26 protein-coding genes are annotated in these 25,545 nt (G+C 63.7%); 15 read left to right on the top strand and 11 right to left on the bottom strand.

All coding sequences use genetic code 11. The annotated features are described in order from the left end of the window. Positions 1–5 precede the first annotated feature (5 nt). The 6 genes from QA635_RS26100 (at position 6) to QA635_RS26075 (ending at position 3,127) form a co-directional block, all read left to right on the top strand. Entirely contained in the window at positions 6–428 is a 423-nt protein-coding gene (locus tag QA635_RS26100) for a hypothetical protein (RefSeq protein ID WP_283062194.1), read from the top strand. A gap of 183 nt (positions 429–611) precedes the next feature. Next, on the top strand, positions 612–1,040 hold the full coding sequence (locus QA635_RS26095; RefSeq protein WP_283062192.1) for a universal stress protein: 429 nt from the start codon (positions 612–614) through the stop codon (positions 1,038–1,040). Positions 1,041–1,093: 53 nt separating this feature from the next. Next, a complete protein-coding gene (locus tag QA635_RS26090) occupies positions 1,094–1,390 on the top strand; it encodes an HdeA/HdeB family chaperone (protein WP_028334156.1) in 297 nt (98 codons plus the stop codon). Between the two features lie 23 nt (positions 1,391–1,413). Next, positions 1,414–1,707: an HdeA/HdeB family chaperone gene (locus tag QA635_RS26085; RefSeq protein WP_283062190.1), complete on the top strand. Its 294-nt coding sequence runs from the start codon at positions 1,414–1,416 to the stop codon at positions 1,705–1,707. Between the two features lie 247 nt (positions 1,708–1,954). After that, the gene (locus QA635_RS26080) at positions 1,955–2,185 is read left to right on the top strand and encodes a hypothetical protein (RefSeq protein WP_028344998.1); all 231 of its coding nucleotides are present in this window, start codon (positions 1,955–1,957) and stop codon (positions 2,183–2,185) included. A gap of 204 nt (positions 2,186–2,389) precedes the next feature. Beyond that, complete coding sequence (locus tag QA635_RS26075; protein WP_283062188.1) at positions 2,390–3,127, top strand: outer membrane protein; 738 nt, start codon at positions 2,390–2,392, stop codon at positions 3,125–3,127. A 103-nt stretch (positions 3,128–3,230) separates the two neighbouring features. Here the strand turns inward: QA635_RS26075 and aspD are convergent, their stop codons facing one another. Further along, on the bottom strand, positions 3,231–4,856 hold the full coding sequence (gene aspD, locus QA635_RS26070) for an aspartate 4-decarboxylase (protein ID WP_283062186.1): 1,626 nt from the start codon (positions 4,854–4,856) through the stop codon (positions 3,231–3,233). A gap of 354 nt (positions 4,857–5,210) precedes the next feature. Between aspD and aspT (QA635_RS26065) the strand changes: the two genes are divergently transcribed. Both aspT (QA635_RS26065) and aspT (QA635_RS26060) read left to right on the top strand, forming a co-directional pair. Continuing rightward, positions 5,211–6,902 carry an aspartate-alanine antiporter gene (gene aspT, locus QA635_RS26065; protein WP_283062185.1) on the top strand — a complete coding sequence of 564 codons (1,692 nt, stop codon included), beginning with the start codon at positions 5,211–5,213 and terminating at the stop codon, positions 6,900–6,902. Positions 6,903–6,928: 26 nt separating this feature from the next. Then, positions 6,929–8,623: an aspartate-alanine antiporter gene (gene aspT / locus QA635_RS26060; protein WP_283071811.1), complete on the top strand. Its 1,695-nt coding sequence runs from the start codon at positions 6,929–6,931 to the stop codon at positions 8,621–8,623. Positions 8,624–8,757: 134 nt separating this feature from the next. Here aspT (QA635_RS26060) and QA635_RS26055 read toward each other — a convergent pair whose 3' ends face one another. After that, positions 8,758–9,783, bottom strand: a complete 1,026-nt coding sequence (locus tag QA635_RS26055) for an AraC family transcriptional regulator (RefSeq protein ID WP_283062183.1) — start codon at positions 9,781–9,783, stop codon at positions 8,758–8,760. Between the two features lie 34 nt (positions 9,784–9,817). Between QA635_RS26055 and QA635_RS26050 the strand changes: the two genes are divergently transcribed. The 5 genes from QA635_RS26050 to dusA all read left to right on the top strand — a co-directional run bounded on the left by QA635_RS26050 (position 9,818) and on the right by dusA (position 14,921). Then, positions 9,818–10,993 carry an MFS transporter gene (locus QA635_RS26050; RefSeq protein ID WP_283071809.1) on the top strand — a complete coding sequence of 392 codons (1,176 nt, stop codon included), beginning with the start codon at positions 9,818–9,820 and terminating at the stop codon, positions 10,991–10,993. A gap of 19 nt (positions 10,994–11,012) precedes the next feature. Next, complete coding sequence (locus tag QA635_RS26045) at positions 11,013–11,888, top strand: glycine reductase (RefSeq protein ID WP_283062181.1); 876 nt, start codon at positions 11,013–11,015, stop codon at positions 11,886–11,888. Further along, positions 11,885–13,018: a tetratricopeptide repeat protein gene (locus QA635_RS26040; protein WP_283062179.1), complete on the top strand. Its 1,134-nt coding sequence runs from the start codon at positions 11,885–11,887 to the stop codon at positions 13,016–13,018. Before QA635_RS26045 ends, QA635_RS26040 begins: the two co-directional genes overlap by 4 nt. Positions 13,019–13,093: 75 nt before the next feature. Continuing rightward, positions 13,094–13,774, top strand: a complete 681-nt coding sequence (locus tag QA635_RS26035; protein WP_283062177.1) for a cupin domain-containing protein — start codon at positions 13,094–13,096, stop codon at positions 13,772–13,774. 160 nt (positions 13,775–13,934) lie between these two features. Further along, a complete protein-coding gene (gene dusA / locus QA635_RS26030; RefSeq protein ID WP_283062175.1) occupies positions 13,935–14,921 on the top strand; it encodes a tRNA dihydrouridine(20/20a) synthase DusA in 987 nt (328 codons plus the stop codon). Positions 14,922–14,990: 69 nt separating this feature from the next. Here the strand turns inward: dusA and QA635_RS26025 are convergent, their stop codons facing one another. From QA635_RS26025 to QA635_RS26005, 5 genes are all read right to left on the bottom strand, one after another. After that, a complete protein-coding gene (locus QA635_RS26025; protein WP_283062172.1) occupies positions 14,991–15,908 on the bottom strand; it encodes a LysR family transcriptional regulator in 918 nt (305 codons plus the stop codon). 165 nt (positions 15,909–16,073) lie between these two features. Further along, positions 16,074–17,252: a muconate/chloromuconate family cycloisomerase gene (locus QA635_RS26020; RefSeq protein ID WP_283062170.1), complete on the bottom strand. Its 1,179-nt coding sequence runs from the start codon at positions 17,250–17,252 to the stop codon at positions 16,074–16,076. 67 nt (positions 17,253–17,319) lie between these two features. Then, the gene (locus tag QA635_RS26015) at positions 17,320–18,189 is read right to left on the bottom strand and encodes an intradiol ring-cleavage dioxygenase (protein WP_026192615.1); all 870 of its coding nucleotides are present in this window, start codon (positions 18,187–18,189) and stop codon (positions 17,320–17,322) included. 71 nt (positions 18,190–18,260) lie between these two features. Next, on the bottom strand, positions 18,261–18,785 hold the full coding sequence (locus QA635_RS26010; RefSeq protein ID WP_283062165.1) for a flavin reductase family protein: 525 nt from the start codon (positions 18,783–18,785) through the stop codon (positions 18,261–18,263). Then, positions 18,782–19,399 (bottom strand): FAD synthetase, encoded by a 618-nt coding sequence (locus QA635_RS26005; protein ID WP_283062163.1) that lies wholly within the window; start codon positions 19,397–19,399, stop codon positions 18,782–18,784. Before QA635_RS26005 ends, QA635_RS26010 begins: the two co-directional genes overlap by 4 nt. 252 nt (positions 19,400–19,651) lie before the next feature. On the opposite strand from QA635_RS26005, the gene QA635_RS26000 reads away from it, so the two are divergent. Together QA635_RS26000 and catC are read left to right on the top strand one after the other, a co-directional pair. Then, positions 19,652–21,229 (top strand): 4-hydroxyphenylacetate 3-hydroxylase N-terminal domain-containing protein, encoded by a 1,578-nt coding sequence (locus QA635_RS26000; protein WP_076826432.1) that lies wholly within the window; start codon positions 19,652–19,654, stop codon positions 21,227–21,229. 87 nt (positions 21,230–21,316) lie between these two features. Then, on the top strand, positions 21,317–21,607 hold the full coding sequence (gene catC / locus QA635_RS25995; protein WP_253587165.1) for a muconolactone Delta-isomerase: 291 nt from the start codon (positions 21,317–21,319) through the stop codon (positions 21,605–21,607). A gap of 22 nt (positions 21,608–21,629) precedes the next feature. Here the strand turns inward: catC and QA635_RS25990 are convergent, their stop codons facing one another. The 4 genes from QA635_RS25990 to QA635_RS25975 all read right to left on the bottom strand — a co-directional run bounded on the left by QA635_RS25990 (position 21,630) and on the right by QA635_RS25975 (position 25,404). Next, positions 21,630–22,220 carry a TIGR02281 family clan AA aspartic protease gene (locus QA635_RS25990; protein ID WP_028344537.1) on the bottom strand — a complete coding sequence of 197 codons (591 nt, stop codon included), beginning with the start codon at positions 22,218–22,220 and terminating at the stop codon, positions 21,630–21,632. Positions 22,221–22,245: 25 nt separating this feature from the next. After that, positions 22,246–22,449: a DUF1289 domain-containing protein gene (locus QA635_RS25985; protein ID WP_026192618.1), complete on the bottom strand. Its 204-nt coding sequence runs from the start codon at positions 22,447–22,449 to the stop codon at positions 22,246–22,248. Positions 22,450–22,639: 190 nt separating this feature from the next. Next, positions 22,640–24,247: a sensor histidine kinase gene (locus tag QA635_RS25980; RefSeq protein WP_057017245.1), complete on the bottom strand. Its 1,608-nt coding sequence runs from the start codon at positions 24,245–24,247 to the stop codon at positions 22,640–22,642. Positions 24,248–24,531: 284 nt separating this feature from the next. Next, positions 24,532–25,404, bottom strand: coding sequence for an NAD(P)-dependent oxidoreductase (locus QA635_RS25975; RefSeq protein ID WP_283062159.1), 873 nt, complete (start codon positions 25,402–25,404; stop codon positions 24,532–24,534). Between the last annotated feature and the right edge of the window lie 141 nt (positions 25,405–25,545).

Genomic DNA, 25,545 nt, shown 5'->3' with positions numbered 1-25,545 from the left:
GATCCATGATCCGTTCCGTCATACTGGCGTTTGTCGCGATGGTCCTGCTGGTCGCGCCATGCTTCGCCCAGGCCGTTGGCCACGTCCAGGTCAAGTTCGTGAAGGCCGCGCTCGTCGTGGGCGGCGGCGGCGGCAGCGGCACGTTGACCTATCGCGGGCGGCACTATCGGTTCATCGCGTCCGGCTTCAGCCTCGGCGTGACCGCCGGTGCGTCGGTGACCTGGCTGGAGGGCACCGCCTCAGGCATCAGGGACGTCAACGATTTCGCCGGCAGCTACGCGCTGGTCGGAGCGGGTGGCGCATGGGCCGGTGGCGTAGGCGGGGTGAGCCTGCGAAATGAACACGGCGTGGCTCTGATGCTCAAAGGGCCGAAGGCAGGATTGGAATTCGCCGCCAATCTGGGCGGGCTCACGATCTCGCTGCGCTGAGCTCGGGCTCGATTCGCCCTGCCTCAGATGGCCGCAGGTGGAAGGTGCCTCCGCCGCGCGACGACCAGCGTCCGGTGTGCGGCGCTGAGCGATGGATTGATCTATCTCAAGGCCAGGTCCGAGGCTCAGGTTCAGCTTGCATTCGGCGGGCGGCGATAATCCAGATAACCGCGAGGTGAAGGCATGTACCGGCACATTCTCATTCCGACAGATGGGTCGGAACTGGCGGAGCAAGGGGTGAAGCACGGGTTGGCGCTGGCGAAATCCGTCGGAGCCAAAGTATCGGTCATCTTCGTCGTTGAGCCGCTCTCGGAAATAGGAGGGCGGTACCGTGATCTGCTCGCGAGATTTGCCGAGATACGCAAGGAAGAGGCCACGAGCGCGCTGGATCGCGCCGCACACGCGGCCAGGGAGGCCGGCGTTCCCTGCGAGGCAAGCCAGGCCGAGAGCGGGCAACCCCATCAAGCCATCATCGCAGCAGCCGCGGATAAGGGCTGCGATCTCATCGTTATGTCATCGCACGGGCGGAGCGGGCTCTCCAAGCTTCTCATCGGCAGTGTGACAAACAAGGTGCTGACGCAAGCAAAGACTCCGGTCCTTGTCTGTCAGTGAGGGCGCAGATCGCTGGATAGAAATCACTGTGCACGGAGCTTGGGAGAAATCGAATGAACAAAATCACTGTGTGCCTGGCTCTTGCCGGTGCGGCGTTGTCGGGTCCGCTGCAAGCGCAGACCAGCATCGATATGGCGCGGATCACTTGCTCGCAATACCTCGCCATGTCCCCGGGCGATTCTTCCGTATTTTCTGCCTGGATGAGTGGCTGGTTCAATCAAAAGAAGGGATACGTCTTCGTCGATCTCAACGCGTATGCGCGAAATGTCGCAAGCGTAAAGGCGTGGTGCGCCACCAATCCCACTCAGACCGTGATGGCCGGCCTTGAGCGCTCTACGGCCGGCCAGTGATCAAACAGGGTTGGAAGATAACAATGAAACCATCGATTCTTGCAATTGCGACCGTTGCATTCCTCGCCACGAGCGTCGTGGCCAAAGCGCAAGTCGTCGTCGATCTGTCCCTCATTACCTGCAAGCAACTGCTGGAGTCGGACCAGGAACGACAAACGCTGATCAGCTCCTGGATGTCGGGCTATTTCAGCGCATCGAAGAACCTGACCGTCGTCGATTTTCGCTACGTCGAGCGGAACGGCAAGGTCATCGGCAAGTACTGCAAGTCGCACAAGACAGACACCGTGATGAATGCGATGCAAAAGAACTGGCGCTGATCATCGTCGTTGCGAACGCGCAGGCAGCGGACAGCATCCCTGTCCTTCTTGGTCGGAGGTGAAGCCGGCAATGCCAGCGGTCGGCAGGCTGGTCGCGGTTCACGCGCGCTTCCGATCGAACCGCTTCTCCCTCAACCCGGGCTGCGGCGCCCGTATTTTTACGGACCGCGCCCTTGACCGAGGTCAAGGCGCGGCCACCGGCCTGATGGTGTGTCGCTAGGGCTGTTTGCTCTTGCCCGGTGTCGCGGTGTCGGCCATCTGGTATGTCACTTATGAAATTCGCCGACGTGGTCTATTGGCTCGAAGGGCGCGCAGTCCTCGCGAGACCAGGACATTTGCCAGCGAATCGGAAGCCAAGGCATTCGCACGGTCAAAACTGGACGAAGGGCTGGTCGTGTTTGCCGGCACCATCAATCCTCACCTCCCCAGGCAATTGATCCCCTCGCAGAACATCGCCGATTGGCTCGTCGAACAGTGAGCCGGCTCCTCTTCGCCAGAACGAGCTTCGTGCTGCACCGAAGTTGAACGCGGAGCCCGAGCACGCTGTTCGATTGCCCTTGAGTGTTGCCATTTTGGCACGTGCTTATTCGTGACTCACATCTAGGCTTCAACCATTGCCCCGATTGGGTGGGCGCAAGGACTGCTTTTCTCGATTAACGCGAAGAGACCCGGAGATCGTTCCATGAAGAGATTCTTGCTTTCTGTCGCCGCGATTGTCGGCATGGCCACGCCGGCATTGTCGGCTGACATGGCCGTCAAGGCGGCGCCTGTGCCGGTCCCTCCGCCGGTCTACAACTGGACCGGCTTCTATATCGGTGCGAATGGCGGTTGGGGTGAGAGCCGCACCTGCTGGGATTTCCTCCCCGCCCTGGGAGGTGTCGTGGCCGACGGGTGCAGCTCGCGCTCCGGTGGCGTTTTCGGCGGACAACTCGGCTATCGCTGGCAGGCAGGGCAGTTTGTCTTCGGCCTGGAAGGACAGGGTGATTGGGCGGACCTGAAGAGCTCGCGCCTCAGCCTGATCGATCCGAGGTTCTCGACGACAACGAAGACCGACGGACTGGGTCTCTTCACCGGCCAGCTCGGCTGGGCCTGGGATGCCGCGCTGTTCTACGTGAAGGGCGGTGCCGCGGTCACCAGCAATCGCTATGACATCTGGACCACGGTCGGCGGAATTGGGGTCGCGTCGGCGACATCGACCCGTTGGGGCGGCTCGGTCGGCGTCGGCTTCGAATACGGCTTCACCCCGAACTGGTCCGTCGGGCTCGAATATGACCGCCTCTTCATGGGCGATGCGAACAACACGTTCTCGGTCGTCAATCCCATCGTGGCGGGTGCTGCCAACCGGATCGGACAGGACGTGGATCTGCTGACGATACGCCTGAACTATCGGTTCGGCGGGCCGGTCGTCGCGAGATACTGATCTTCGCGATCCCATGTAAATTGAGCCCCGGCACCATCGCCGGGGCTCTTGCTTTGCTTCATCACTGCCGGATCAGACGCTCAATGCGCGGCAAGCGCCGCTGTCAGCGCTTTGCGGCTCCGCCCTTCGCTGCCTCGTAGGCGTCGCGATAGCCTCTGGCGATCGTCCGAACGCCGCGCCCGATATCATCATAGACATCGTCAGGCAGATTCGCGAGCGACACGCGAAGCGACCATTCGGGCGCATCGAATCCGCCGCCGTTCAACAGCACGATCCCGTGGGCTTCGGCCAGCCTGAACGCCAGGTCCAGCGGATGGACGGTCTTCTTCAGGTATTCGACCGCATCGTCGCCGATGTTCTTTCGGGCCCAGAACTCGAAATCGATCAGGGCGTAGTAGGCATCATAGTTGGGATTCGGGCTCAGCTTGTCGGCCAGCCCGAGGCCGTCGAGCATCGACCACAGGCGCTTGTTGACGATCTCCATGCAGGCCGCCTGATAGGCCTTGTTCACGTCCATCATCTCCGCGAGCGAGAACAGGCTCATCATCACCTGCTGCGGCAACGACAATCCTGCGGTGTGATTGAGCGCCACGTCGCGGCTGTCGGCGACGATGCGGTCGATCAGCTTGAGCTTGCGCGGTTCGAGCGTAAGCGGCCCGTAGCGCTTGTCGAGCGCCTTGACGGCCTCGTCCGGAAGCTTGGCGATCATCTTGTCGAAGATGTTGTCCTCGTTGATGGCGATGGCCCCCAACCGCCATCCCGTGCAGCCGAAATACTTCGAATAGGAGTAGACGCCGATGGTGTTGTGCGGCAGCTCGCCCAGCAGCGAACGGAAGCCGTGCACGAAGGTGCCGTAGACGTCGTCGGTGAGGATCATCAGGTCGGGGCGCTTGGTCTTGACCAGATTGGCCAGCTTGGCAACCGTCTCCTTGCTCAACGCCATCCCCGGAGGGTTGGACGGATTGACCACGAAGAAGGCCTTGATCTTCGGATCCTCCAGCTTCTTGATCTCCTCGTCGGTGAACTGGAACTTGTTCTCCTGCGGAGCCCTGATCTGAACCACCTTCAGGTCGTAGTCTTCCAGGTGCGTCATCTCGATGTAGGGCGTGAAAATCGGCGTCGCCAGCGCGATCGTATCGCCGGGCACCAGCAGCCGGTTGGCCTTCAGCGACTTGAAGAGGTAGCACATCGCCGCCGTGCCGCCCTCGACCGCATAGATGTCGAACTTCCCGGCCGGCCGGGGCTCGCCGCAAACCGCCCACATCAGGTATTCGTGCACGATCTTTTCGTTGTGCACCAGCATACGGTCCGGCACCGGGTAATTGTCGCCGATGATCGAATCCACCAGCTCGTGGACGAAGGCGTCGGGGGCGAAGCCGAATTTCTTGACCGCAAAGGGCAGCATCTCGGTCAGGAAGCTCGCGCCCGGCATGTCCTTGTGCTGCTTGAGCCAGGCCTCGAACCGCGCGGCAATGCCGTTTGCCTGGGGCATGCCGCCGATGCCCGCCGGATGTTCCATCACCCGCTTGCTCTCGGTGATGGCGAATTGTCCCAGCAGGAAGAAGCCTTCGCGCGGCGTCGTGGCCACCCAGTTTGGATTGCCCCGCCCGGCGTTCAGGAACGGCATCTGGCTCCGCTTCGAATTGCTCTTGGCGAGGTTGATCAGTTCGTCCTTGATCTCGAAGGGGCTCAACGCCTCGAATTTCTTCAGGGTCAGAAGATCGGCCATTTGACACTCCCGGGGGCGATGCAGGCTGTTGGAATGGAGGCGACAGGCTCTGTTGCCTGCGCAATCGCGCGCAGCATGATCGGCGACCGGTTACGAGCCTTGATCTAAGTCAACAGGCGATGCGATCGCTGCGACGGATCGCCGCTCACGATGCAAGTGCGCGGCGCATGCGTAGTGTCGGCAAGATCATGAAATCGCGAGGCTCTCGCAGCGGCAGTTGACATAGATCAACATCCAGCTCGCCAACCGCCGTCTGATGTCGACCGATACGGTTGCTCGCCCTTTTCGGCACCCCCGCACGAGATCGAAGCGGGCGCACGCCGAAGCCCCGGGACAGCATGAACGGGTGACATCATGATCGATTGGCTCTTCCAGACGCTCCGCACCTATCCCGAAATTGCGATCTTCCTCTCGCTGGCCCTGGGCTACTATTTCGGTTCCTTCACCTACAAGGGGCTTGGACTGGGCGCGGTCACCGCGACACTGGTCGCCGCTGTCATCATCGGCCAGATCGGGATCACCATATCAGGGCCGCTTAAGCCGTTCTTCTTTCTGATGTTCCTGTTTGCAATCGGTTACGGTGTCGGACCGCAATTCGTGCGCGGCATCGCGCAGGACGGCGTCCCGCAGGCGGTTTTCGCGGCGGTGGTCTGCGTCTTCTGTCTGCTGTCTGCGTATCTCGGCGCCAAGCTCGCCGGTTACGACGTCGGATCGGCCATCGGGCTCTATGCCGGCTCGCAGACGATTTCCGCGTCGATGGGGCTCGCGACCGACGCCATCAATCGCCTTGGTCTGCCCGCCGACGAAGCCAAGAAGCTGCTCGATGCCATGCCGGTCGCCTATGCCGTGACCTATATTTTCGGCACAGTTGGGTCGGCGATCGTGCTGGCGCTGCTCGGGCCTGCGCTGCTCGGGATCGATCTCGAGACCGCATGCAAGCAATATGAGGAGGAGCATGGCGGCAAGAAGGAGCTGGGCGGGCCAGGCACGGCCTGGCACCAGTTCGATCTGCGTGCCTTCCGCGTTCGCGAGCGTGGGCCCGTCGTCGGCAAGACCGTCGAGCAGGCTGAGGCGCTGATCCCCGATCATCGCATCTTCGTCCTCCGGCTCCGGCAAGGCGGGAAGATCGTGGAGGCGACCTCCGACACCGTGATTCATGCAGGCGATGTCGTAGCCGTGGCCGGCCGCCGCGATGTGCTGGTGCAACTGATCGGCGAGCAGGCCGAGGAAGTTGACGATCGCGAGCTGCTGGCGGTTCCGATCGAGGGCGTCGATGTTTACGTGACCAGCAAGGACGTTGACGGCAAGACGCTGGAGGAACTGGCGAAGGCACCGGGCGCCCGCGGCGTGTTCCTGCGCAGGATCGTCCGCGGCGCGATCGCGACCGAGATTCCGATCCTGCCGAACACCAAGATCAATCGGGGCGATATCGTGACGCTGGTCGGCCGCACGGCCGACGTCGCCGCCACCACAAGGATGCTGGGCCGGCCCGACCGCGCGACCGACGTTGCCGACGTCGCCTTCATCGGCGCCGCGATTGCGATCGGCGCCCTGGTCGGCGCCTTCGTCTACAAGATCGGAAGCGTGCCGCTGACGCTGTCCACCTCCGGCGGCGCGCTGATCTCCGGCCTGTTCTTCGGCTGGCTCCGGTCCGTGCATCCGACCTTCGGCCGCATCCCGTCACCCACCGTGTGGTTCATGAACTCGGTCGGCCTGAACGTCTTCATTGCCATAGTCGGAATCTCCTCGGGCCCGGGATTTGTCGCCGGCCTGCAAAAGCTCGGCTTCAGCCTGTTCCTCTGGGGCGTCGTCGTGACCACCGTGCCGCTGATCCTGGCGATGTTCGTCGGCAAATACGTGTTCCGCTTCCACGACGCGATCCTGCTCGGATGCTGCTCCGGCGCGCGCACCACGACCGCTTCGCTCGGCATGATCAACGACCGAGCGAAGAGCCAGATTCCCGGTCTTGGCTACACCGTCACCTACGCGGTCGGAAACACGCTGCTGACGATCTGGGGCATGGTGCTGGTGATGATGATGACATAGTCGCGGCCCGGGACCGTGTTGAGACGATGTTGAGCTGGCTGGCGCAATTTCTCGTTCGTTATCCGGAGCTCGCGCTGTTCCTGGTGATCGCGGCGGGCTACTGGATCGGGAGCTTCAAGATCGGCGCGTTCAGCCTTGGCCCGGTGACGGGCGCGCTGTTCGCAGGACTCGCGGTCGGCGATTTCGCGCATGTGCCCGTCTCGAGCATGACCAAATCGTTCCTGTTCCTGCTGTTCCTGTTCGGGGTCGGCTATTCGGTCGGTCCGCAATTCGTGCTGGCGATGAAGCGCGACGGGCTGAAGCCGATGCTGATGGCCGTTGTCGTGAGCCTCACCGGTCTTGCGGCGGCGATCGTCGTGGCACGCGTGCTGCGGCTCGACCCCGGCTTTGCCGCCGGGCTCCTGTCGGGCGCGCTCAGCCAGAGCGCTGCAATGGGTACGGCGACCGACGCGGTCAATTCCCTGCCTGTGTCCGAGGCACAGCGCGCGTTGTTTGTCTCGCATATCGCGGTCGCGGATGCGGTCTGCTACATCTTCGGCTATGCCGGCGTGATCACGTTTTGCACCATTGTCGTTCCGGCGCTGCTGAAAATCGATCTGAAGGCGGAGGCGCTCAAGCTGGAGCAGACCTTGGGCATCACGCGCGCCAAGCCCGGCCTCGCGTCGGCCTGGCGCAAGTTCGAACTGCGCGCCTACCGGCTGGATGCTCACGCTGCGATCGTCGGACTGACAGTTGCGGCCGCCGAAACGCGCGTGCCCGGGCAACGTGTATTCATCCACCGTATCCGTCGCGGCGAGCGCGTCCTCGAGGCGGAGCCTGCAACGGTGCTGGCGGCAGGCGATGTCGTCGCGCTGTCGGCGCCGCGCCAGATCATCGTCGAACTGATCGGACCGCGCGGGGAGGAGGTCGAGGACCGGGAGCTCCTCGATATCCCCGTGGTCGCGGCGGACGTGTTCCTGATCAACGCGAAGCTCGCGGGCAGCAGCCTCCAGCAGGCGTCTGAACAAGACTGGACGCGCGGCCTTTATCTGCGCTCCGTGAGCCGGGGCGGTGAAGCGCTTCCGATCGCTGCGGGCACGGTTCTGGAGCGCGGCGATCTGCTGGGCATCGTGGGTCCCGAAGCCGTGGTGCAGAACGCGGCCAAGAGCATCGGCGTCATCGTCGCGCCGAGCACCACGATCGATTTCGTGGTGCTGGGGCTCGCGATTTTCCTCGGCGGCCTCCTTGGCGTTCTCATAAGCTTTTCGGTCGGCGGCATCACCATCTCGCTGAGCACCAGCGTCGGCACGCTGCTCGCCGGACTTCTGGTCGGCTACCTCCGTACGCGTCTGCCCTATTTCGGCCGGATCCCCGACGGCGCCATCAGCCTGATGACGTCGCTCGGACTGGCTGCGTTCGTCGGTCTGACCGGGATTCATGCCGGGCCGATCTTCCTTTCCGCGATACGCGAGTCGGGCATCGGGCTGCTGCTGGGCGGCATGATCGTCACCCTGTTGCCGCAGATCGCCGGCTTCTGCTTCGGCCATTTCGTGTTGCGCATGAACCCGATCCTCCTGCTCGGTGCATTGACCGGCGCACAGACGGTGACGGCCGCGATGGCGGCCATTCAGGAGCGCTCGGGCAGCTCCGTTGTGGTGCTTGGCTACACGCCCGCCTATCCGATCTCCAATATTCTGCTGACAACCTGGGGATCGATCATGGTCGTCGTTTTCGCTGGATGACGGGGCAGGGACGGCTCGCGCTTACCTCGCCATTGAGAGCGGCGCACAAGCGAGCGTCCCCCTGGTCCGGACGACCGTATTCCGCCTGTTCCGAACTGAACCGCGGTTTCCAACGAGTCCCTGCGGCTGAAGGGTCAGCGCGATCGGTGGGGCGAACCTTGAGGTCCGGATCGATGCCTTGATGAAGTCCCTCTGCTGGCTGCGTGGCTTAGATTGCGCCGATGTTGCAGGGGACTAACGCGCATTTCAGAGCGAAACATGAATATGAATGCTGAGGCCGATGAATAACCCAGACGCAACGCGATCTCCGTGATCGGCAGGTCACTGCCCAACAATTCGATAGCCTTGAGCAGGCGCAGACGCTGACGCCATGCACGCAAGCTCATGCCGACTTCGCGCTCGAAGTGTCGCGTCAAGGTTCGCTGCGACATGCCAATCTCACGCCCCCATCTATCGGCGTGGCGCGGATTCGCAGGATCGGCGTAGAGGGTTTCACAGAGGGCCAGCAAGCCCGGGTGGGTGGGCCAAGGTAACGCTGCCGAGATCGGCGTCGCCCGCCGCAACTGATCGAGGATGAGCGCGATAACGCGAGCGGCGTAGCAATGATCCTCACCTTTCAGCGACGCGGCTTCCACGATGAGCGTCCGCAGGAGCGGGGACACATGGATGACGGTCGTGCCGGACGTCATGCCTTGGCTGGCAGTATTGGCGACCCAGAGGCTCCGGAATTCCGCTCCCATCAGCGAGCCGACCGAATGCTTCGTACCGGCCGGCAGCCAGACGGCCTGTTCCGGAGAAATGACGACGCGCCGTCCATCCGCCTTCACGGTGAGCGCGCCTGAGATCGCGTAGACCAGCTGATTCCAGCTGTGACTGTGTTCGGCGAAGTAGCTCCTCGCGGGAAGGGACTGCACCCGAACGATCAAAGGCTTCGGTGATCCGAGGCCCTGCGGGGCATCGACCGTCCTCCAGCCGGCGTTCCTTGGCGAAATGTGACGTTTCATCGACATAAATTGGCAATCTGTAGAAGGAAAAGTCCAGCGATTTCTCCTTAACTCCCACGCGGTGATCCACGGCCCGGTGGACCGGCCACCGGTCTGATCGGCGACGTCCCGTCGACGGACATCTAACGGCGGAGCAAGCCGCAGCGTGAACTTCAATTTTTCCGCTCCCAGCCATGAGGCGCCGACCGCCATTCGCCGAGAGCGCAACAATGTCGCAAGGCTGGCTGTCGCCCAGGCCCTCGCAGGCGCCAATTCCACGGTCGTCTACGCAACCGGGGCCGTGGTCGGCGACATGCTGGCGCCCACCAAAGCACTTGCGACGCTGCCGGTCTCGGTTTTTGTCGTCGGCATGGCTCTGTGCACGCTGCCGGCGGGCGTTGTCGCGCAGCGCTACGGCCGGCGCACGACATTCCTGCTCGGTGCAGGCAGCGGCGTCCTCGCAGGCTTGATTGCGCTCCTGGCGGTACTCAACGCGTCGTTCCCGCTATTCTGCACCGGGACCTTCTTTGGCGGCGTCTATGCGGCCGTGGTGCTCTCTTTCCGCTTTGCGGCGGCCGATTGCGCAGCACCTGAACGGCGTCCGCGCGCGCTCTCGGCCGTGATGGCTGGCGGTGTGTTCGCCGGTGTGATCGGTCCACAGCTTGTGACGCACACCATGAACCTGTGGGCGCCGTACCTCTTTGCCGCGACGTTTGTCGGCCAGGCGACGGTTGCCGCGCTCTCCGCGGTCATTCTGGCGGGCGTTGAGCTTCCTCCACTGACTGCAACGCATCTCAACGCCGGAAGGCCGCTCGCTGTCATTGCCCGGCAGCCGCGCTTTATCCTGGCCGTGATCTGCGGGGTCGTCTCCTACCTGCTCATGAATTTCCTCATGACCGCTGCCCCGCTGGCGATGAAGCTCTGCGGGCTGCCTCAGGAATCGGCCAATGTCGGTCTGCAGTGGCACGTCATCGCGATGTATGCCCCGAGTTTCTGGACCGGCCGCCTGATCACGCGCTTCGGCGCATCCGCGATCGTCGCGGTCGGGCTGATGCTGATTGCGGCCTCTTCGTCGGTGGGCCTGCTCGGCATCGATGTTGTGCATTTCTGGGCGACGCTGAGCCTGCTCGGGATCGGCTGGAACTTCGGCTTCATCGGCGCCTCCGCGATGGTTCTGGAGTGCCATCGTCCCGAGGAAAAGGCGCGCGTTCAGTCGCTCAATGACTTCGTGGTCTTCGGCACGATGACCGTCGGCTCCTTCCTTTCGGGCGGGCTGCTGTCGTCCTTCGGCTGGTCGACCGTCCTGATGCTGTCGTTCGCACCACTGCTTGCCGCGTTGCTGGCACTCATCGGCTTTTCATACCGGCCCGCCGCACGACCAAGTTAGCGTCTCGAGGAGAATCCACATGAGCGTAGCGGAATCCCCAGTTCAATATATGGAGCGAACGCGCCAATATTACCGTGCCCTTGGTTACGACAACGACTATGTCTGGGCGACCTATGATGATGTCCCCTTCACCAAACCTGCCAAACCGTCGTCGGACCTGCGTATCGCACTGATTACCACGGCCAGTCCGCCGGATTTTGACGGCGTCAAACGGGTGTGGTCGGGTGTGGTTTCGCCGCCGCCGAGGAAGCTGTTTACCGACAACGTTGCGTGGGACAAGGAGTCGACCCACACCAACGACCCGGGCAGCTTCCTGCCGGTAGAAGCCGCCTTCGGACTGGTCGGCGAAGGCGCCCTCGTTGGACTGACCCGGCATTTTCACGGCGTGCCGACAGAATACAGCCAACGGAAAACGAACGCGGAGGATGCACCTGAAATCCTGGCAAGGGTTCGAAAAGACGGGGCTGATGCTGCGATCCTTTGCCCCCTTTGCCCCGTGTGTCATCAGACCGTAAGCTTGGTGGCCCGGCATCTGGAAGCGAACGGCATCCCGACGGTCATTGTCGGCTCGGCGCAGGATGTCGTGGAGCACTGCGGCGCGCCACGGTTCTTTTTCACGGATTTCCCGCTGGGCAATCCTTGCGGGCATCCCTGGCGACCGGACATGCAGCGCGAAATCATGCGCCAGGCGCTCGCCCTTTTTGACACGGCGACGGCGCCGCGAACGACTGTGAAAGCGCCATTTGCGTGGAAGGAGGAGGGTTCCCTTTGGCGGCCCCGGTATGGAAGAGTAAATCCAGAGGATCGAGAGCGGCTGCTCAAGCTGGGTGACGAGCGCCGCCGGCGGCAAGCCAAGGCCAAGCAGGTTTCCATGGAGGGAGTGTCATCAAAATGACCGAGAGTTCGATGGGAAATCGGGTGCGCATTCTTGAAGACCGGTACGGTAACCCCTTGAGCACAAGCTCTGCCGCCGCCCGCGACGCATATGTCGCCGGCGTCGACAAGCTGCTCTCGGCCGGATCGGGAATTGACCAGGCATTCCGCGACGCGATCGCCGCCGACGAAGGTTTCGCTCTGGCGCACATCGCGCTTGCGCGAACCCTGCAACTGCTCGGTCGCGGCAACGAAGTCAAAGCGCCGCGCGAACGCGCGATCGCGCTAGCGCCGGCGACGACTTCGCGCGAGCAAGGTCATATTGCGATCTTTGCCAAGATCCTGAGTGGTCAAGGCGCTGCGGCGGTTTCGGCGATCGCCGAACATATCAAGCAGTGGCCGCGCGATGCCATGGTGCTGGCACCGGCCACCGGTGTCTTCGGCTTGATCGGCTTCTCGGGCAAGTCAGGCCGCGAGGTTGAGCAACTGGCGATGCTGGAGCCGCTTGCAAGCCATTACGGCGATGACTGGTGGTTTCGAACGGTGCTCGCGTTTGCCGAAATCGAGCTGCACAGGCTCGACAGTGGTTTCAGGAATATCGAGACCGCACTTCGTGGTTGTCCCCGCAACGCTCACGCTGCGCATATCAAGGCCCATCTGTTCTATGAGAAAGGACAGCGCGAGGAGGGGCTGGCTTATCTCGAGCAATGGAACGCCGCTTACCCGCGCGAGGCGCAACTGCATTGCCATATCAGTTGGCATCTTGCCCTGTGGTCGCTGGAGACCGGCAGGCGGGATCAAGCTTGGCAGATCTATCGTGAGGCGCTGCATCCGGGCGGCTCGTGGGGGCCGCAAATCAATGTCCTCACGGATTGCGCCTCGTTCCTTGCGCGCGCCGAGATGGCGGGCGAGCCGCGATATCCGGAACTGTGGAGCGAGATCAGCCAGTATGCGGCGAAGTGGTTTCCCAACTCGGGGATCATCTTTGCCGACATGCACAGCGCGCTCGCCTTTGCAATGGCCGGCGACGCGGAGGCCTTGGCGAGGATCATCGAGAACCCGAAGGGACCCGCCGCGGACATGGTGGTGCCCATCGCGCGCGGCTTCGATGGTTTGGCCAAGGGCGACTGGACACGGGTCGTCCTGGTTTAGGGACCTGCACTGGCCAAGAGATCCGAAATGGCGAAGCGGTGGGTTTCGGATGGCGCTAGCTGAGGGAGAGTAACGATGCGCATCAACGATGATCTGTCGAAGCCCGTTATCGTTCACGCCTCGAAGCTGGACTGGGTGGCCAGTCCGTCGGCCGGCGTGGATCGGCGCATGCTGTTCCGCATTGGCGGCGAAGTCGCGCACGCCACCTCGATCGTGCGCTATGCTCCCGGTAGCGCCTTCCCGCGTCATACGCATGGCGGCGGAGAAGAGATTGTCGTCCTTGAAGGTACCTTTCAGGATGAGCATGGCGACTATCCCGCGGGCAGCTACTTCCGCAACCCTCCGGGGACGTCACATGTCCCCGCCTCGAAGGACGGCTGCACCATCTTCGTGCGGCTCTGGCAGTTCCGGGACGAGGACCAGACCCAGGTCGTGCGTCAGCCAGGTGAGGGCCAGCAGGTTGCGCCGCGCCCCGGTGCAAGCAGCGTCAGCATTCTATTTAAGGACGGCGACGAAGAGGTCCGCCTTGAAGACTGGCGACCGGGTGAGACGATCAGCCTTGCGAACGCGCGCGGGCTCGAGTTCTTTATTCTATCGGGGGGACTAACGATCGGGGGCGAGACGCTGCAGCCGCAGGGCTGGGGTCGGCTACCCGCCGGCGTCGACCTGAAGGCGACGGTGGGCCCGCAGGGCGCGAAAATCTGGATCAAGGAGGCGCCGCTGCTGCATCCGGATGTCTGTCGACTTCCCGGGTAGCCGGTACAGTTCTGACCGCCTCCGTTGAGCTCCCTGCAATGGCGAAGCTACTTTGCATGGGGTTGTTTTCGATATTTTGGTTGGGCCGGGCCTGTTTCGGCCGGGCAGCGCTCCGAAACATCATGTTGCATTGAACCGATGTTGCGGCTAGGCAATTGAGATGACATGGAAATTTTCCGTCGCCCCGATGATGGACTGGACCGACCGGCATTGCCGGGTCTTCCATCGGCTGATGTCGCGGCGGGCGCGGCTCTATACGGAGATGCTGACGACCGGCGCCATCATCCACGGCGACCGGGCCCGGCTGCTCGGCTTCGATGCCAGCGAGCATCCGGTGGCGCTGCAGCTCGGCGGTTCCGATCCGCGCGATCTCGTGACCGCCGCAGAGATCGGCGAGCAGTTCGGTTACGACGAGATCAATCTCAATGTCGGCTGTCCCTCCGATCGGGTGAAGGATGGCCGCTTCGGCGCTTGCCTGATGGCCGAGCCCGCGCTGGTCGCCGAAGGCGTTGCGGCGATGAAGCGTGCGGTGCGGATTCCCGTCACGCTGAAGTGCCGGATCGGCATCGACGACCAGGATCCGGAGGTCGCGCTCGACACGCTGGCGCGCGGGGTGATTGCCGCCGGCGCGGATGCGCTCGTCGTGCACGCGCGCAAGGCCTGGCTCAACGGATTGTCGCCGAAGGAGAACCGCGACATCCCGCCGCTCGACTACGATCGGGTCTATCGCCTCAAGGCGGCGTTGCCGGATGTACCCATCATCATCAACGGCGGCATCACCAGCCTTGCCGAGGCAATGCGGCATCTGGCGCATGTCGATGGCGTGATGCTGGGGCGGGCGGCCTATCAGGAGCCGTGGCGGCTGCTCACCGTCGATTCCGAGCTGTTCGGCGAGACTGCGCCGCACGCGACGATGAAGGACGTGTTCGCGGAGATGCTGCCCTATATCGAGCGGCAGCTTGCCGAGGGCACGCGGCTGCATTCGATCACGCGGCATTTCGTCGGCGCCTTCCATGGCGTCCCCGGTGCGCGTGCGTTCCGCAGGCACCTCGCGGAGAACGGCGTTCGGCCGGGGGCTGACATCGACGTGCTGCGCGAGGCGATCGCACGCGTTGACGATCGCGCGCCGGCGGCGGTCGCTGCCTGAGGGCGCCAGATTCCTTGTTTTGACGCGTTTTCTTCACGCGAACCGGTATCCACTTCGCTCGAAAACGCTCTACGGCTTGCGCTGACGCCGCGTGACGTCCTGTGCGACCTTCAGGAAATTGAACAGATGTGGCATCCGGTTGTCGCGCCGGTAGTTCAGCGACAGCGCAGTACCCGGATTGTGTCCCTCATAGGCACGGTAGGCGACGCCGGGCCGCTCCGCCTCCGAGACCGATTTCGGCACCAGCGCGATGCCGACGCCGACCGACACCAGGCTGATCGCGGTCTGGTAGTCCTGCGCCAGCACCTGCGATTTCGGAATGAAGCCTTCTTCGAGGCAGATATTGAGGATGTGGTCGGCGAAGCTCGGGCGCGGCTTGCGCGGGTAGAGGACGAACGTCTCGGCCTTCAGCGCCGCCAGCCGCGGGACCTTTTGCTCGAGCAAGGGCGAAGTGTCTGAGAGCGCGAGGATCAGCGGCTCCTGCAGCAGCGGCTCCGACTTCAGCTCCTCGTCGTCGAGCGAGGGGCGGGCGATGGCGATATCGATCTCGCGCTGGATCACCGCGCGCTTCTGCTCGGCGTTGTTCATCGCCGACAGCGCGAGCTCGACGTCAGGATAGGCCGACCGAAACGCCTGGATCACGCTCGGCAACACGCCATAGGTCGCCGATCCGACGAAGGCGACGCGGAGGTGCCCGGAAAAGCCTTCGCCGATCCGCTTGATCTCGCGGTGCGTCCGGTCGAGCCGTTCCAGCACGTCGCGCGCACGTTCCAGCAGAACGCTGCCGGCCTGGGTCAGCCGGATCTGGCTGCGGCTCCGGTCGATCAGCATGACGCCGAGATCGCTCTCGAGTTGCGCAATCTGCCGGCTGAGCGGCGGCTGCGCAATCGCAAGCCGCGATGCGGCGCGGCCGAAATGCAATTCCTCGGCGACGGCGACGAAATAGACCAGCCGCCTGAGATCCATGACATCGTCGCGATCGGTCACGGCTAGCCGAACGCCTGTTCGCGCGCTTCCGCGGAAGCGGCGGAAGAATCCTGCCGGGTTCGATATCGCGTGGTCATGTGCGCACGATCGAGACGATGGTTCCGACGCGAAGACTGGGCGTGGGTCCGTGGATTGTCAATTGTCCGCGGGAACGACGCCATCCGGCTAGTCCTTCCGGGCGAAAGCGCGAATCTTGTCCTCGTCGACCTCTACGCCGAGACCGGGGCCATCAGGGGCGCAGATTTCGAACTCGTCGAACCTGATCGGGTTGACGACCAGATCCTCCACGAGGATTCGCGGACCGAAATGCTCGGTGCCCCATTCGAGCCTGGGCAGGCTGGCGAAGGCGGCGAGATGCGCCGCCGCGCCGATGCTGCTCTCCAGCAGGCAGCCGCCATAAAGCTCGAGCCCGTGCGCGGCCGCGACCGCAGCGGCGCGCTTCATCTCGAACAGGCCGCCGCTCTTCACGAGCTTCAGCGAGTAGACGCTGCCGCAGCCCATCGCGCCCGCGCGCGCGATTTCCTCCTTGGTGAAAGCCGCTTCGTCGACTAGCAACGGGATCGAAGTGCGGGCCGCGACCCGCGCCATCGCTTCCAGTTGCAGCGCCGACACCGGCTGTTCGATCAGGGCAACATCCAGCTCCTCCAGCGCGGGCATGAAGCGGATGCATTCGGCCTCGGTCCAGCCCTGGTTGACATCGACGATCAGGCGCACCTCCTCGCCGAGGCCGGCGCGCAACGCTTGCAGCCGCTTCAGATCGACCTGAGGGCGGTTGAAGCCGAACTTGATCTTGAACTGGCGGTGTTCGCGGCGCCGCAGCTTCTCCTTGGCTTCCTCGACCTCCTGGCCGCTGTCGCCCGAGGCCAGCGCCCAGATCACCTCCATGCGTTCGCGCACGGCGCCGCCGAGCAGCGCGCTGGCGGGCAGGCCCAGCGTCTTGCCGGTGGCGTCGAGCAGGGCGGACTCGATGGCGCCCTTAGCGGCGAAATTGCGGGTGGCGGCCTTGCTCATGCGCAAGGCATTGGCTTCGAAGGCGAGCGCAGGCTGTCCGAGCAGCGCCGGCGCCAGATAGTTCGTGACCGCGGCGTTGATCGACTCCACGCTCTCCTCGGCCCAGCGCGGTCCGCCGAGCGTCGATGCTTCGCCGATGCCCATCACGCCGTTGTCGAGCAGGACGCGCACCAGCACGTAACCCTGATGGGTGACTTCGGTGTTCGAGAGCTTGTGCCGGCGGCGGGTCGGCGCCTCCACGATGGTGGCGCGGATACTGCGGATCGCAGTGTCCTTTGCGTGAGCCTGCACGCGCTCCACGGGCTCGGCGATTTCGATCACGGCACGACTCATATGTCCTCGCAGGTCAGTTCAGAGTGAGCCCTGCCAGGCAGATGGGCCTGGCAGGACGTAACGGGTCTTACTCGGCCGCGACGAGCCGTTCGACGGCGGCTTTCTTGAGCTTGAAGTCGAAGTTGAGAACCAGATCGGTGTCGGCGCCGGCGGGGGCCTTGGCGAACTTGCCGATCAGGCTCTGCTTCACGGCGAACACCGAGTCGTTGTCGAGGTACTTGGTCTCGGAATCGTAGATCTGCGAGATCAGCGATTGATAGCCGTCCTTCGAAAGCATGAAATGGATGTGGCCCGGACGCCAGGGATGGTGGCCCATGTATTTCAGCAGCTCGCCGCCGGCGCCGTCATAGGGGATCGGGTAGGGCTCGGGGCGGAGCGCCACGAAGGCATATTCGCCGTTGGCGTCGGTCGTGAAGCGTCCGCGCAGATTGTAGGCCGGCTGTTCCGGATCCTGCAGGTCGTAGAGGCCGTTCGGCGCGTCTTCCCAGACGTCGATCGTGACGCCCTCGATCGGCCGCCCCGCGGTGTCGCTGATGCGCCCTGAGACCTTGACGGTCTGCGCGTTGTCGAACGTCTTCTTGATGATGGAGGCGCCCTTGGGCAGCACCGGCGGGTTTTCCCGATAGAACGGTCCGAGCACGGTCGACTCGCTCTCGCCGTCGGTGACCCGATGGTCAAGCATGTCGACCAGCACCTCGACGCCGAGGATGTCGGCGATCAGGATGAACTCGTTGCGCTTCTCGTCCGAGATGTCGCCCGCGCGGCGCAGGAATTCGCATGCGGCGAACCACTCGGCGAAGGTCAGGTCGACCTCCTTGCAGAAGTCGTGCATGTGGCGGATCAGGCTCGTCATGATCTGCCGGTTGCGATCCGGAATGTCCTTGGAGAGCGCGGCGATCACGTGGTCGGTGATGGTGTCCTTGTTGACGTTCAGCATGGTCGTTTCCTCCTTTTCTTGCAGTTTGCTCAAACTTGCATTCCCGTTTTCGGGAATATCGGTTGCTGGTCTCACCAGACAAATTCGTAAGCGGCATTCTCCAGCGTCGCGGGCGCAGGGTGCGGATCGGCAAGGCCGCCGAAGCGGCCGCGGAAGAACAGCAGCGGCTTCTTGCTGGGCTCCAGCGACATCTCGCGGACGTGGCCAAGGAAGATCGTGTGGTCTCCGGCGACGATCTCATCGGCGAGATCGGTCACGAAGTATGCCGCCGCGTTGGCGATCACAGGCAGCTCGCTGCGGCGTTCGAAGACGTTGCAGACGTCGAGCCTTGGCTTGCCGGCGAAATGCCAGGCGAAATCCTCCATGCCCTCGGCGAGGATGCTGACTGCAAAGCGGCCGGTGTTCTGGATGTTGCACAGCATCTTCGCGCTCTTCGCGATCGAGATCGCGACCAGCGGCGGATCGAGCGAGACCGACATGAAGGCGTTGGCCGTCATGCCGTGATCGCGGCCCTCGCAATGCGTCGTGATGATGGTGACGCCGGTGCCGAACTGGCCACAGGCGTTGCGCAACTCTCGCGGATCGATGGCGGTCATTGGCTTGCGACCTCGAGTTGGGCCAAACCGGATCGGTTGGCCGGTGGCGCGGTCACGATATCTCTCCAGTTTTCCAGCGTTGCCGCGGCGGCGGCAAGGCCGGATCGTCGCAAGGCGCGAATCCGGCTGCTGGAGACGATCTCGCCATTGCCACAGCGCACCGGCGGCAGGATGCGCGTGTTGAAGTGCTGCCGCAGCAGCAGGGCGGTGCCGCCCTTGCAGGACCCGAAGCGGAAATCCTCGCCAACGATCACTTCACGCGGTTGCAGCTTATGCAACTCGGCGAGGAAATCGAGTGCGGTGCGCCGGACGTAGATCTGGTTGAAATCGGCGACGACGACGTGGTCGGGCGCGAATGTTGCGATGCGCTCGAGCTTTTCGCGAAGCGAAATCAGCGGCTCGGCCTGGCCGAAATACACTTTTGGCGGCGGATCGAAGGTGTAGACCACGGCTGGAATGCTGCGGCGCCGCGCTGCCGCGATGGTCTGCCGCAGCAGTTCCTGATGGCCGCGGTGAACGCCGTCAAATGCACCGATGGTCACGACGCAGGCGTCGAGGGCCAATTCCCCATCGCGATGGAAAGCGACAGCGCTGCTGTCAAAACCCTTGCCCATGGTTCGCTCCCTTGCCGTGCTGCATCAGCTGCGGCCTTGCGCCGGCCGAACGATCCTTGCCGTCCGGTCCGTGCCATCGAGTCATAGCCCGAGCCGGGCCGGTCTGCGCGGTATGGTGTGATACCTTTCGCCCGCTCCGGGTGAGCGCGTAGCGTTTCCTCCGATGTCACGCCGTTCAAGAGCGTGACGAGATGGTCTTAAGGCCGGTGTGGCAACGCCGCCGGTCCAGCGACACAAGCGGAGGAGAAGCCCATGACTACTGCAGCAGCCCTGCGGGCCGACGTGCCTGCGTCGACCACCAGCGTCTATACCGGCACGGAATTCCTGGACAGCATCCAGGACGGCCGCGAAATCTACATCTACGGCGAGCGCGTCAAGAACGTCACCCAGCATCCAGCCTTCCGCAATTCGGCGCGGATGGTGGCGCGCTGGTACGACCGTTTCCATGAGAAGAAGGATCAGATCGGCGTCCTGACCGACACCGGCTCGGGACAGCTGACCCATCCGTTCTTCCTCGGCTCGAAGACGGCCGACGACCTCGTCAAGGGCCGCGATGCGATTGCCGAATTGCAGAAGGTTGCGTTCGGCTGGATGGGCCGCTCGCCGGACTACAAGGCGTCGTTCCTTGGCACGCTGGGGGCGAATTCAAGCTTCTATGGCGATTACGCCGGCAATGCGAAGAAGTGGTATGCCCGGACCCAGGAGCGTCTGGACTTCTGGAATCATGCCATCGTCAATCCGCCGATCGATCGCGACCGCGCCATCGAGGAGGTGCGCGACGTCTTCATGCATGTCGAGAAGGAGACCGACGCCGGCCTGATCGTTTCGGGCGCGAAGGTGGTCGCGACCGGCTCGGCGCTGACGCACTACAACTTCATCGCCCACTACGGTATTCCGATCAAGGACAAGTCGTTCGCGCTGATCTTCACGGCGCCGATGGATGCCAAGGGCATCAAGCTGATTGCCCGCTCGTCCTACGAATTCACGGCGGCGGCGACCGGCTCGCCGTTCGACTATCCGCTGTCCAGCCGCTTCGACGAGAACGACTCGATCCTCGTGTTCGACAAGGTGCTGGTGCCCTGGGAGAACGTCTTCATCTATGGCGATGTCGACAAGATCAACCAGTTCTTCCCGGCCTCGGGTTTCATCCCGCGGTTCACGCTGCACGGCGTGACGCGGCTTGCCGTCAAGCTCGACTTCATCGCCGGCCTGTTCTCGATGGCGGTCGAGGCGACCGGGTCGAAGGACTTTCGCGGCGTGCAGACGGCGGTGGGCGAGGTGATCGCCTGGCGCAATCTGTTCCACGGCATTGCGGATGCGATGGTGAAATCGCCGATCGCCTGGCAGGGGACCGATGGCTACAACCTGCCGAACCTGAACTACGGGCTGGCCTATCGCGTGTTCGCGCCGATGGCCTATCCGCGGATCAAGGAATTGATCGAGCGTCATGTCGCGAGCGGCCTGATCTATCTGCCGTCGAGTTCGGCTGATCTGGAGAGCGAGGCGATCCGGCCCTATCTCGACCGCTTCGTGCGCGGCTCCAACGGCTATGCCGCGATCGACCGCATCAAGCTGCTGAAGCTGCTCTGGGACGCTGTCGGCTCCGAGTTCGGCGGCCGGCATGAGCTCTACGAGCGCAACTATGCGGGCAATTACGAGAACCTGCGCGTCGAGACGCTGATGGCCGCGAGCGCCACCGGCGATCTCGGCGCCATGCAGGATTTCGTCCGCAATTGCATGAGCGACTACGACGTCTCCGGTTGGACGGCGAAGGATCTCGTCAATCCTGACGACATCAACCTCGTCAGCCGCGGTCTGGTGCAGGGCTGACGATCTGTTAGACGGATCAATGGAGCCGCCACAGTTGCGTGGCGGCTCCACGCCGTTCCATCTTGTCGCAGAAGGGGTTCACTTGTCATGCTGTTCCACGTCGAAATGGATGTGCGGATTCCGCACGATCTCCCGGTCGAGAAGGTCGACGCTCTGAAACAGGCGGAACGAGTCCGCGCCATGGAGCTGCAGCGTACGGGGGCCTGGCGCCATCTGTGGCGGGTGGCGGGGCGCTACGCCAATGTCAGCATCTTCGACGTGTCCGGCGCGCAGGAATTGCACGACATCCTGTCGAGCCTGCCGCTGTTTCCGTTCATGGAGATCCAGGTCACGCCGCTGTGCCGGCACCCGTCGTCGATCCACGACGACGACCGGTAGCGGTGGAGTAGGCGCCGTCGCGCTAGTCGACGGCCGTGCGCGGGCGCCGGTGGCGGCTTGAGGTGTTGATGCTGCCGGTGACGTCGGGGTAGCCGGTCAGGCTCAGCGTGTCGGCGCGAACGCCCCAGCTCTCGAGCCGGTCGAGGAAGCTCATGCCGAGCAGGTTGGTCTTCATCTGCCCGCGCTGCACCACCAGCGCCGGCACCGATTTCTCGACCAGCTTGCCGACCGCGAGCCGGTCGAGCGTCAGCCGCGCCGCCTTGGTGTGACCGCCGGCGGTCTCGAGGTCGACATTGTATTCGAGCATATCGATCGGCAGCCCGATCGCTTTCGCGGTTTCCCAGGTCAGCACGACCGAGGTCGCGCCGGTGTCGATCACCATCGGGGCGCTGACGCCGTTGATCTTGGCGCGGAACGCGAACTCGCCGCCCTGGCCGCGCGCGATCTGCACGGCGGGGGCGGAGCTGGAGGTCGAGGCTGAGGCGGTGATGCTGCGGCCGAAGATCTGGGTCAGATTCTCCCTGGCGCGGGCGATCTGCTCGGGGTCGCCATAGGCAACGACGGCGCCGGCGGTTGCCATCAGCAGCACGATGACGAGGAGGATACGGGTCACGGCGCCACTCCCGCCGCAACGCCGATCACGCGCGCTTCGGACGCGGCTCCATGCGCTCGAGCCCAGCCTCGGCCATGCGCGCCGGCAGCGTCGCCATCACCGACAGCCGCTCCGTGCGGTCCATCTTGTGCCAGCGCGCGATCTCCGGAAGCGTGCGGCCACAGCCGAAGCAGAGCTTCGTTCTGGGGTCCATCATGCAGACTGCGATACACGGCGTCTCTGAGCTCATTGTTCAAGTGTTGAACGGTTTCGGCGGCCAGTGCAAGCCGGCTGACGTGGGATGCTGCATCACGCCTCGGCTTTTTGTCGCGAGCATGGTCCTGGCGCGAACGCCTTGGGTTTATTGCCAAAGCGTTTCGAATCCATCGGAACGGAAAGGGCTCTAGCGATAACCGCGTCACGATCTTCCGCGACATGCTCTACAATCCGGTGCCGGCACTCATGATCGACTTGCGGCGCACGCGTTTCCGGTCGGCGCCCATCGCGGGCTCGACGGGCTCCGGCGGCTGCATCGGCGGCGCTTCTTCTGCCATCGGCGCCAGCGCGCTCATCACCCGTTCCGGCGGCAAGGTCACGATCACCTCGGTGCCGATGCGCAGCTTCGACTTCAGCGTGAAGGTGCCGCCATGCATGTCGATCAGGCTTTTCGCGATCGGCAGGCCAAGGCCCGCGCCCTGTTCCGCCGACTTGATCGAGTTGGAGCCCTGGCCGAAGGAGGCCAGCACGACCGGGATCTCGTCCTCGGCGATGCCGCTGCCGGTGTCCTTGACGCTCAGATATTGCCCGCCCGACGCGGTCCAGCCGACCTTCAGCCAGATTTCGCCGCCCTGCGGGGTGAACTTGATCGAGTTGGAGAGCAGGTTGAGCACGACCTGGCGGATGGCGCGCTCGTCGCCCCAGATCCTGGGCATGCCGTGCTCGAACACCTCGTGGATGGTGATGCCGCGGCTGGAGGCGCGCAGCTTCAGGAGATGGTGGCAGTCGGCAACGACATGCACCAGCGCTACGGCCTCTTCGTTCAGCTCGTAGCGGCCGGCCTCGATCCGCGACAGGTCGAGTATCTCGTTGATGAGATTGAGCAGGTGCACGCCGGAATTATGGATGTCGGCGGAATATTCCTTGTACACGGGCACGGTATGCGCGCCGAAAATCTCGCTCTTCATCACCTCGGAGAAGCCGAGGATGGCGTTGAGCGGCGTGCGCAGTTCGTGGCTCATCTGGGCGAGGAAGCGCGACTTGGCGACGTTGGCGGACTCGGCGCGGTGCCGCGCCTCGTCCGAGATCGCCTTGGCCTGTTCCAACTCGCCGATCAGCGCATCCTTTTCGGCGCGGGCCTCCAGCGTCGCCAGCGTGGTCGAATGCAGGCGGTGCGCGAGCAGGGCGAAATAACCTTCGGCCGCAAGCGCCAGCAGTGCCAGCACGTAATTGTCGAACGCGCCGTTGAGCACGAGGTCGAGCGCGATCCCGACCGTCACCGGAACCGTTGCCGCAAGGGCTGCGATCGGCAGGCTCGCGGCCAGCATGCTGGAGACCGCGATCACCAGCAGCATCAAGAACATCATCAGGGTGTTGGAGGCGAGATCGCGCCCGGCGGGGTGGATCAGGATCGCGGTCCAGCACAGGCCGTAGAGCAAGTCGAGCAGCACGAAGCGGGTCCGCCATTTGCGGGTGACCGCGACGGAGGTTGGTTCGGCGAGGAAGCGGGAACAACTGCGGATGATCGCGAGATGGACGCAAAGGATGCCGACCGTCCAGGCGCCGGCCACGATCGGCTTCATCCAGAGGCCAAACAGCACGCCAGTTGCCACCACGAGCAGCATCACGACGTAGGACGCCGAGATCCGGGTCTGGGCGTATTGGCGGAGCAGTTCGGCGTCGAACGCCGGGCGGGTTCCACTGGTTGACGTTAACCGATCCCGCGCCTCGCGCACCCGCTGCGCGGCGACGCGCCGGCTGTTCACCGGCACCGTCACCTGAGGTCCTGCCGGAAGCGCTACAACTTCAGGCTTTTCTGCGGGATTACTCATCAACAACACAAATCCTGCCCACGAACCGCGCGGGCTTTTTGCATTGTCTATCTGTGACGCTAAATCATTAAGCGTTGCCTTAAAGAGCTAAGGAAAAGCGTAAACGGGGAGTTAAATTAACTTTTGCGCGGGGGCGCGATGGCAGGCGCACACGCGCATGCCGGGTCTGACAATTCCATGTTGTCATGGCCGGGCTTGTCCCGGCCATCCACGTCTTGCTTTTCGTGGATCCAAAGACGTGGATGCCCGGGACAAGCCCGGGCATGACGAGATGGTGGGAAGCGTTAGCGCTGCAGACGGGCCAGCAGGCTCGACGTGTCCCAACGCTTGCCGCCCATCTTCTCGACCTCGGCATAGAACTGGTCGACCAGCGCGGTGGCGGGCAGGGTGGCGCCGTTGCGGCGGGCCTCCGCCAGCGCAATCGAGAGGTCCTTGCGCATCCACTCGACCGCGAAGCCGAAATCGTACTTGCCCTCGTTCATGGTCTTGTAGCGGTTCTCCATCTGCCAGGACTGCGCCGCGCCCTTGGAGATGGTCTCGATCACGGCGGCGACGTCGAGGCCGCTCTTCTTGGCAAAGTGGATGCCCTCCGACAGCCCCTGAACCAGACCCGCGATGCAGATCTGGTTGACCATCTTGGTGAGCTGGCCGGCGCCCGCCGGCCCGAGCAATTTGCACATCCGCGCGTAAGCGCCGGTGATGATCGCCTCGGCGCCCGCGTAGGCGTCTTCGCTGCCGCCGCACATCACCGTCAGCACGCCGTTCTCGGCGCCGGCCTGGCCGCCGGACACCGGCGCGTCGACGAATTTGAAGCCGGCCTTGGTGGCGGCAGCATCGAGCTCGCGGGCGACCTCGGCGGAGGCGGTGGTGTGATCGACGAAGGTCGCGCCCTTCCTGATCCCGGCGAAGGCGCCGTCGGGGCCGATCGTGACCGCGCGCAGGTCGTTGTCGTTGCCGACGCAGCACATCACGAAATCCTGGCCTTCGGCGGCGGCCTTCGGGGTCGGCGCCGTCTTGCCGCCGAACTTGTCGGCCCATTCCTTCGCCTTCGCCGCGGTCCGGTTGTACACGGTGACCTCATGGCCGCCTTTTTTCACGAGGTGTCCCGCCATCGGGAAACCCATCACGCCGAGACCGAGAAAAGCGACTTTAGCCATATCTGTTACCTTGTGATTTGCCGTGGTGATCGCCCTTCGCCTGCCGGCAAATTCGCGGCGGGCAGGGCATTCCGTCCATGGAAGGAGCCGCACCATACCCCCTGTGCAGCGGAGGGCAACGGCCTTGGTGGGATGGCAGAA

Source organism: Bradyrhizobium brasilense (assembly GCF_029714345.1).
Taxonomy (GTDB): Bacteria; Pseudomonadota; Alphaproteobacteria; order Rhizobiales; family Xanthobacteraceae; genus Bradyrhizobium; species Bradyrhizobium australafricanum.
This window is presented reverse-complemented; position numbering and strand designations above follow the sequence as displayed.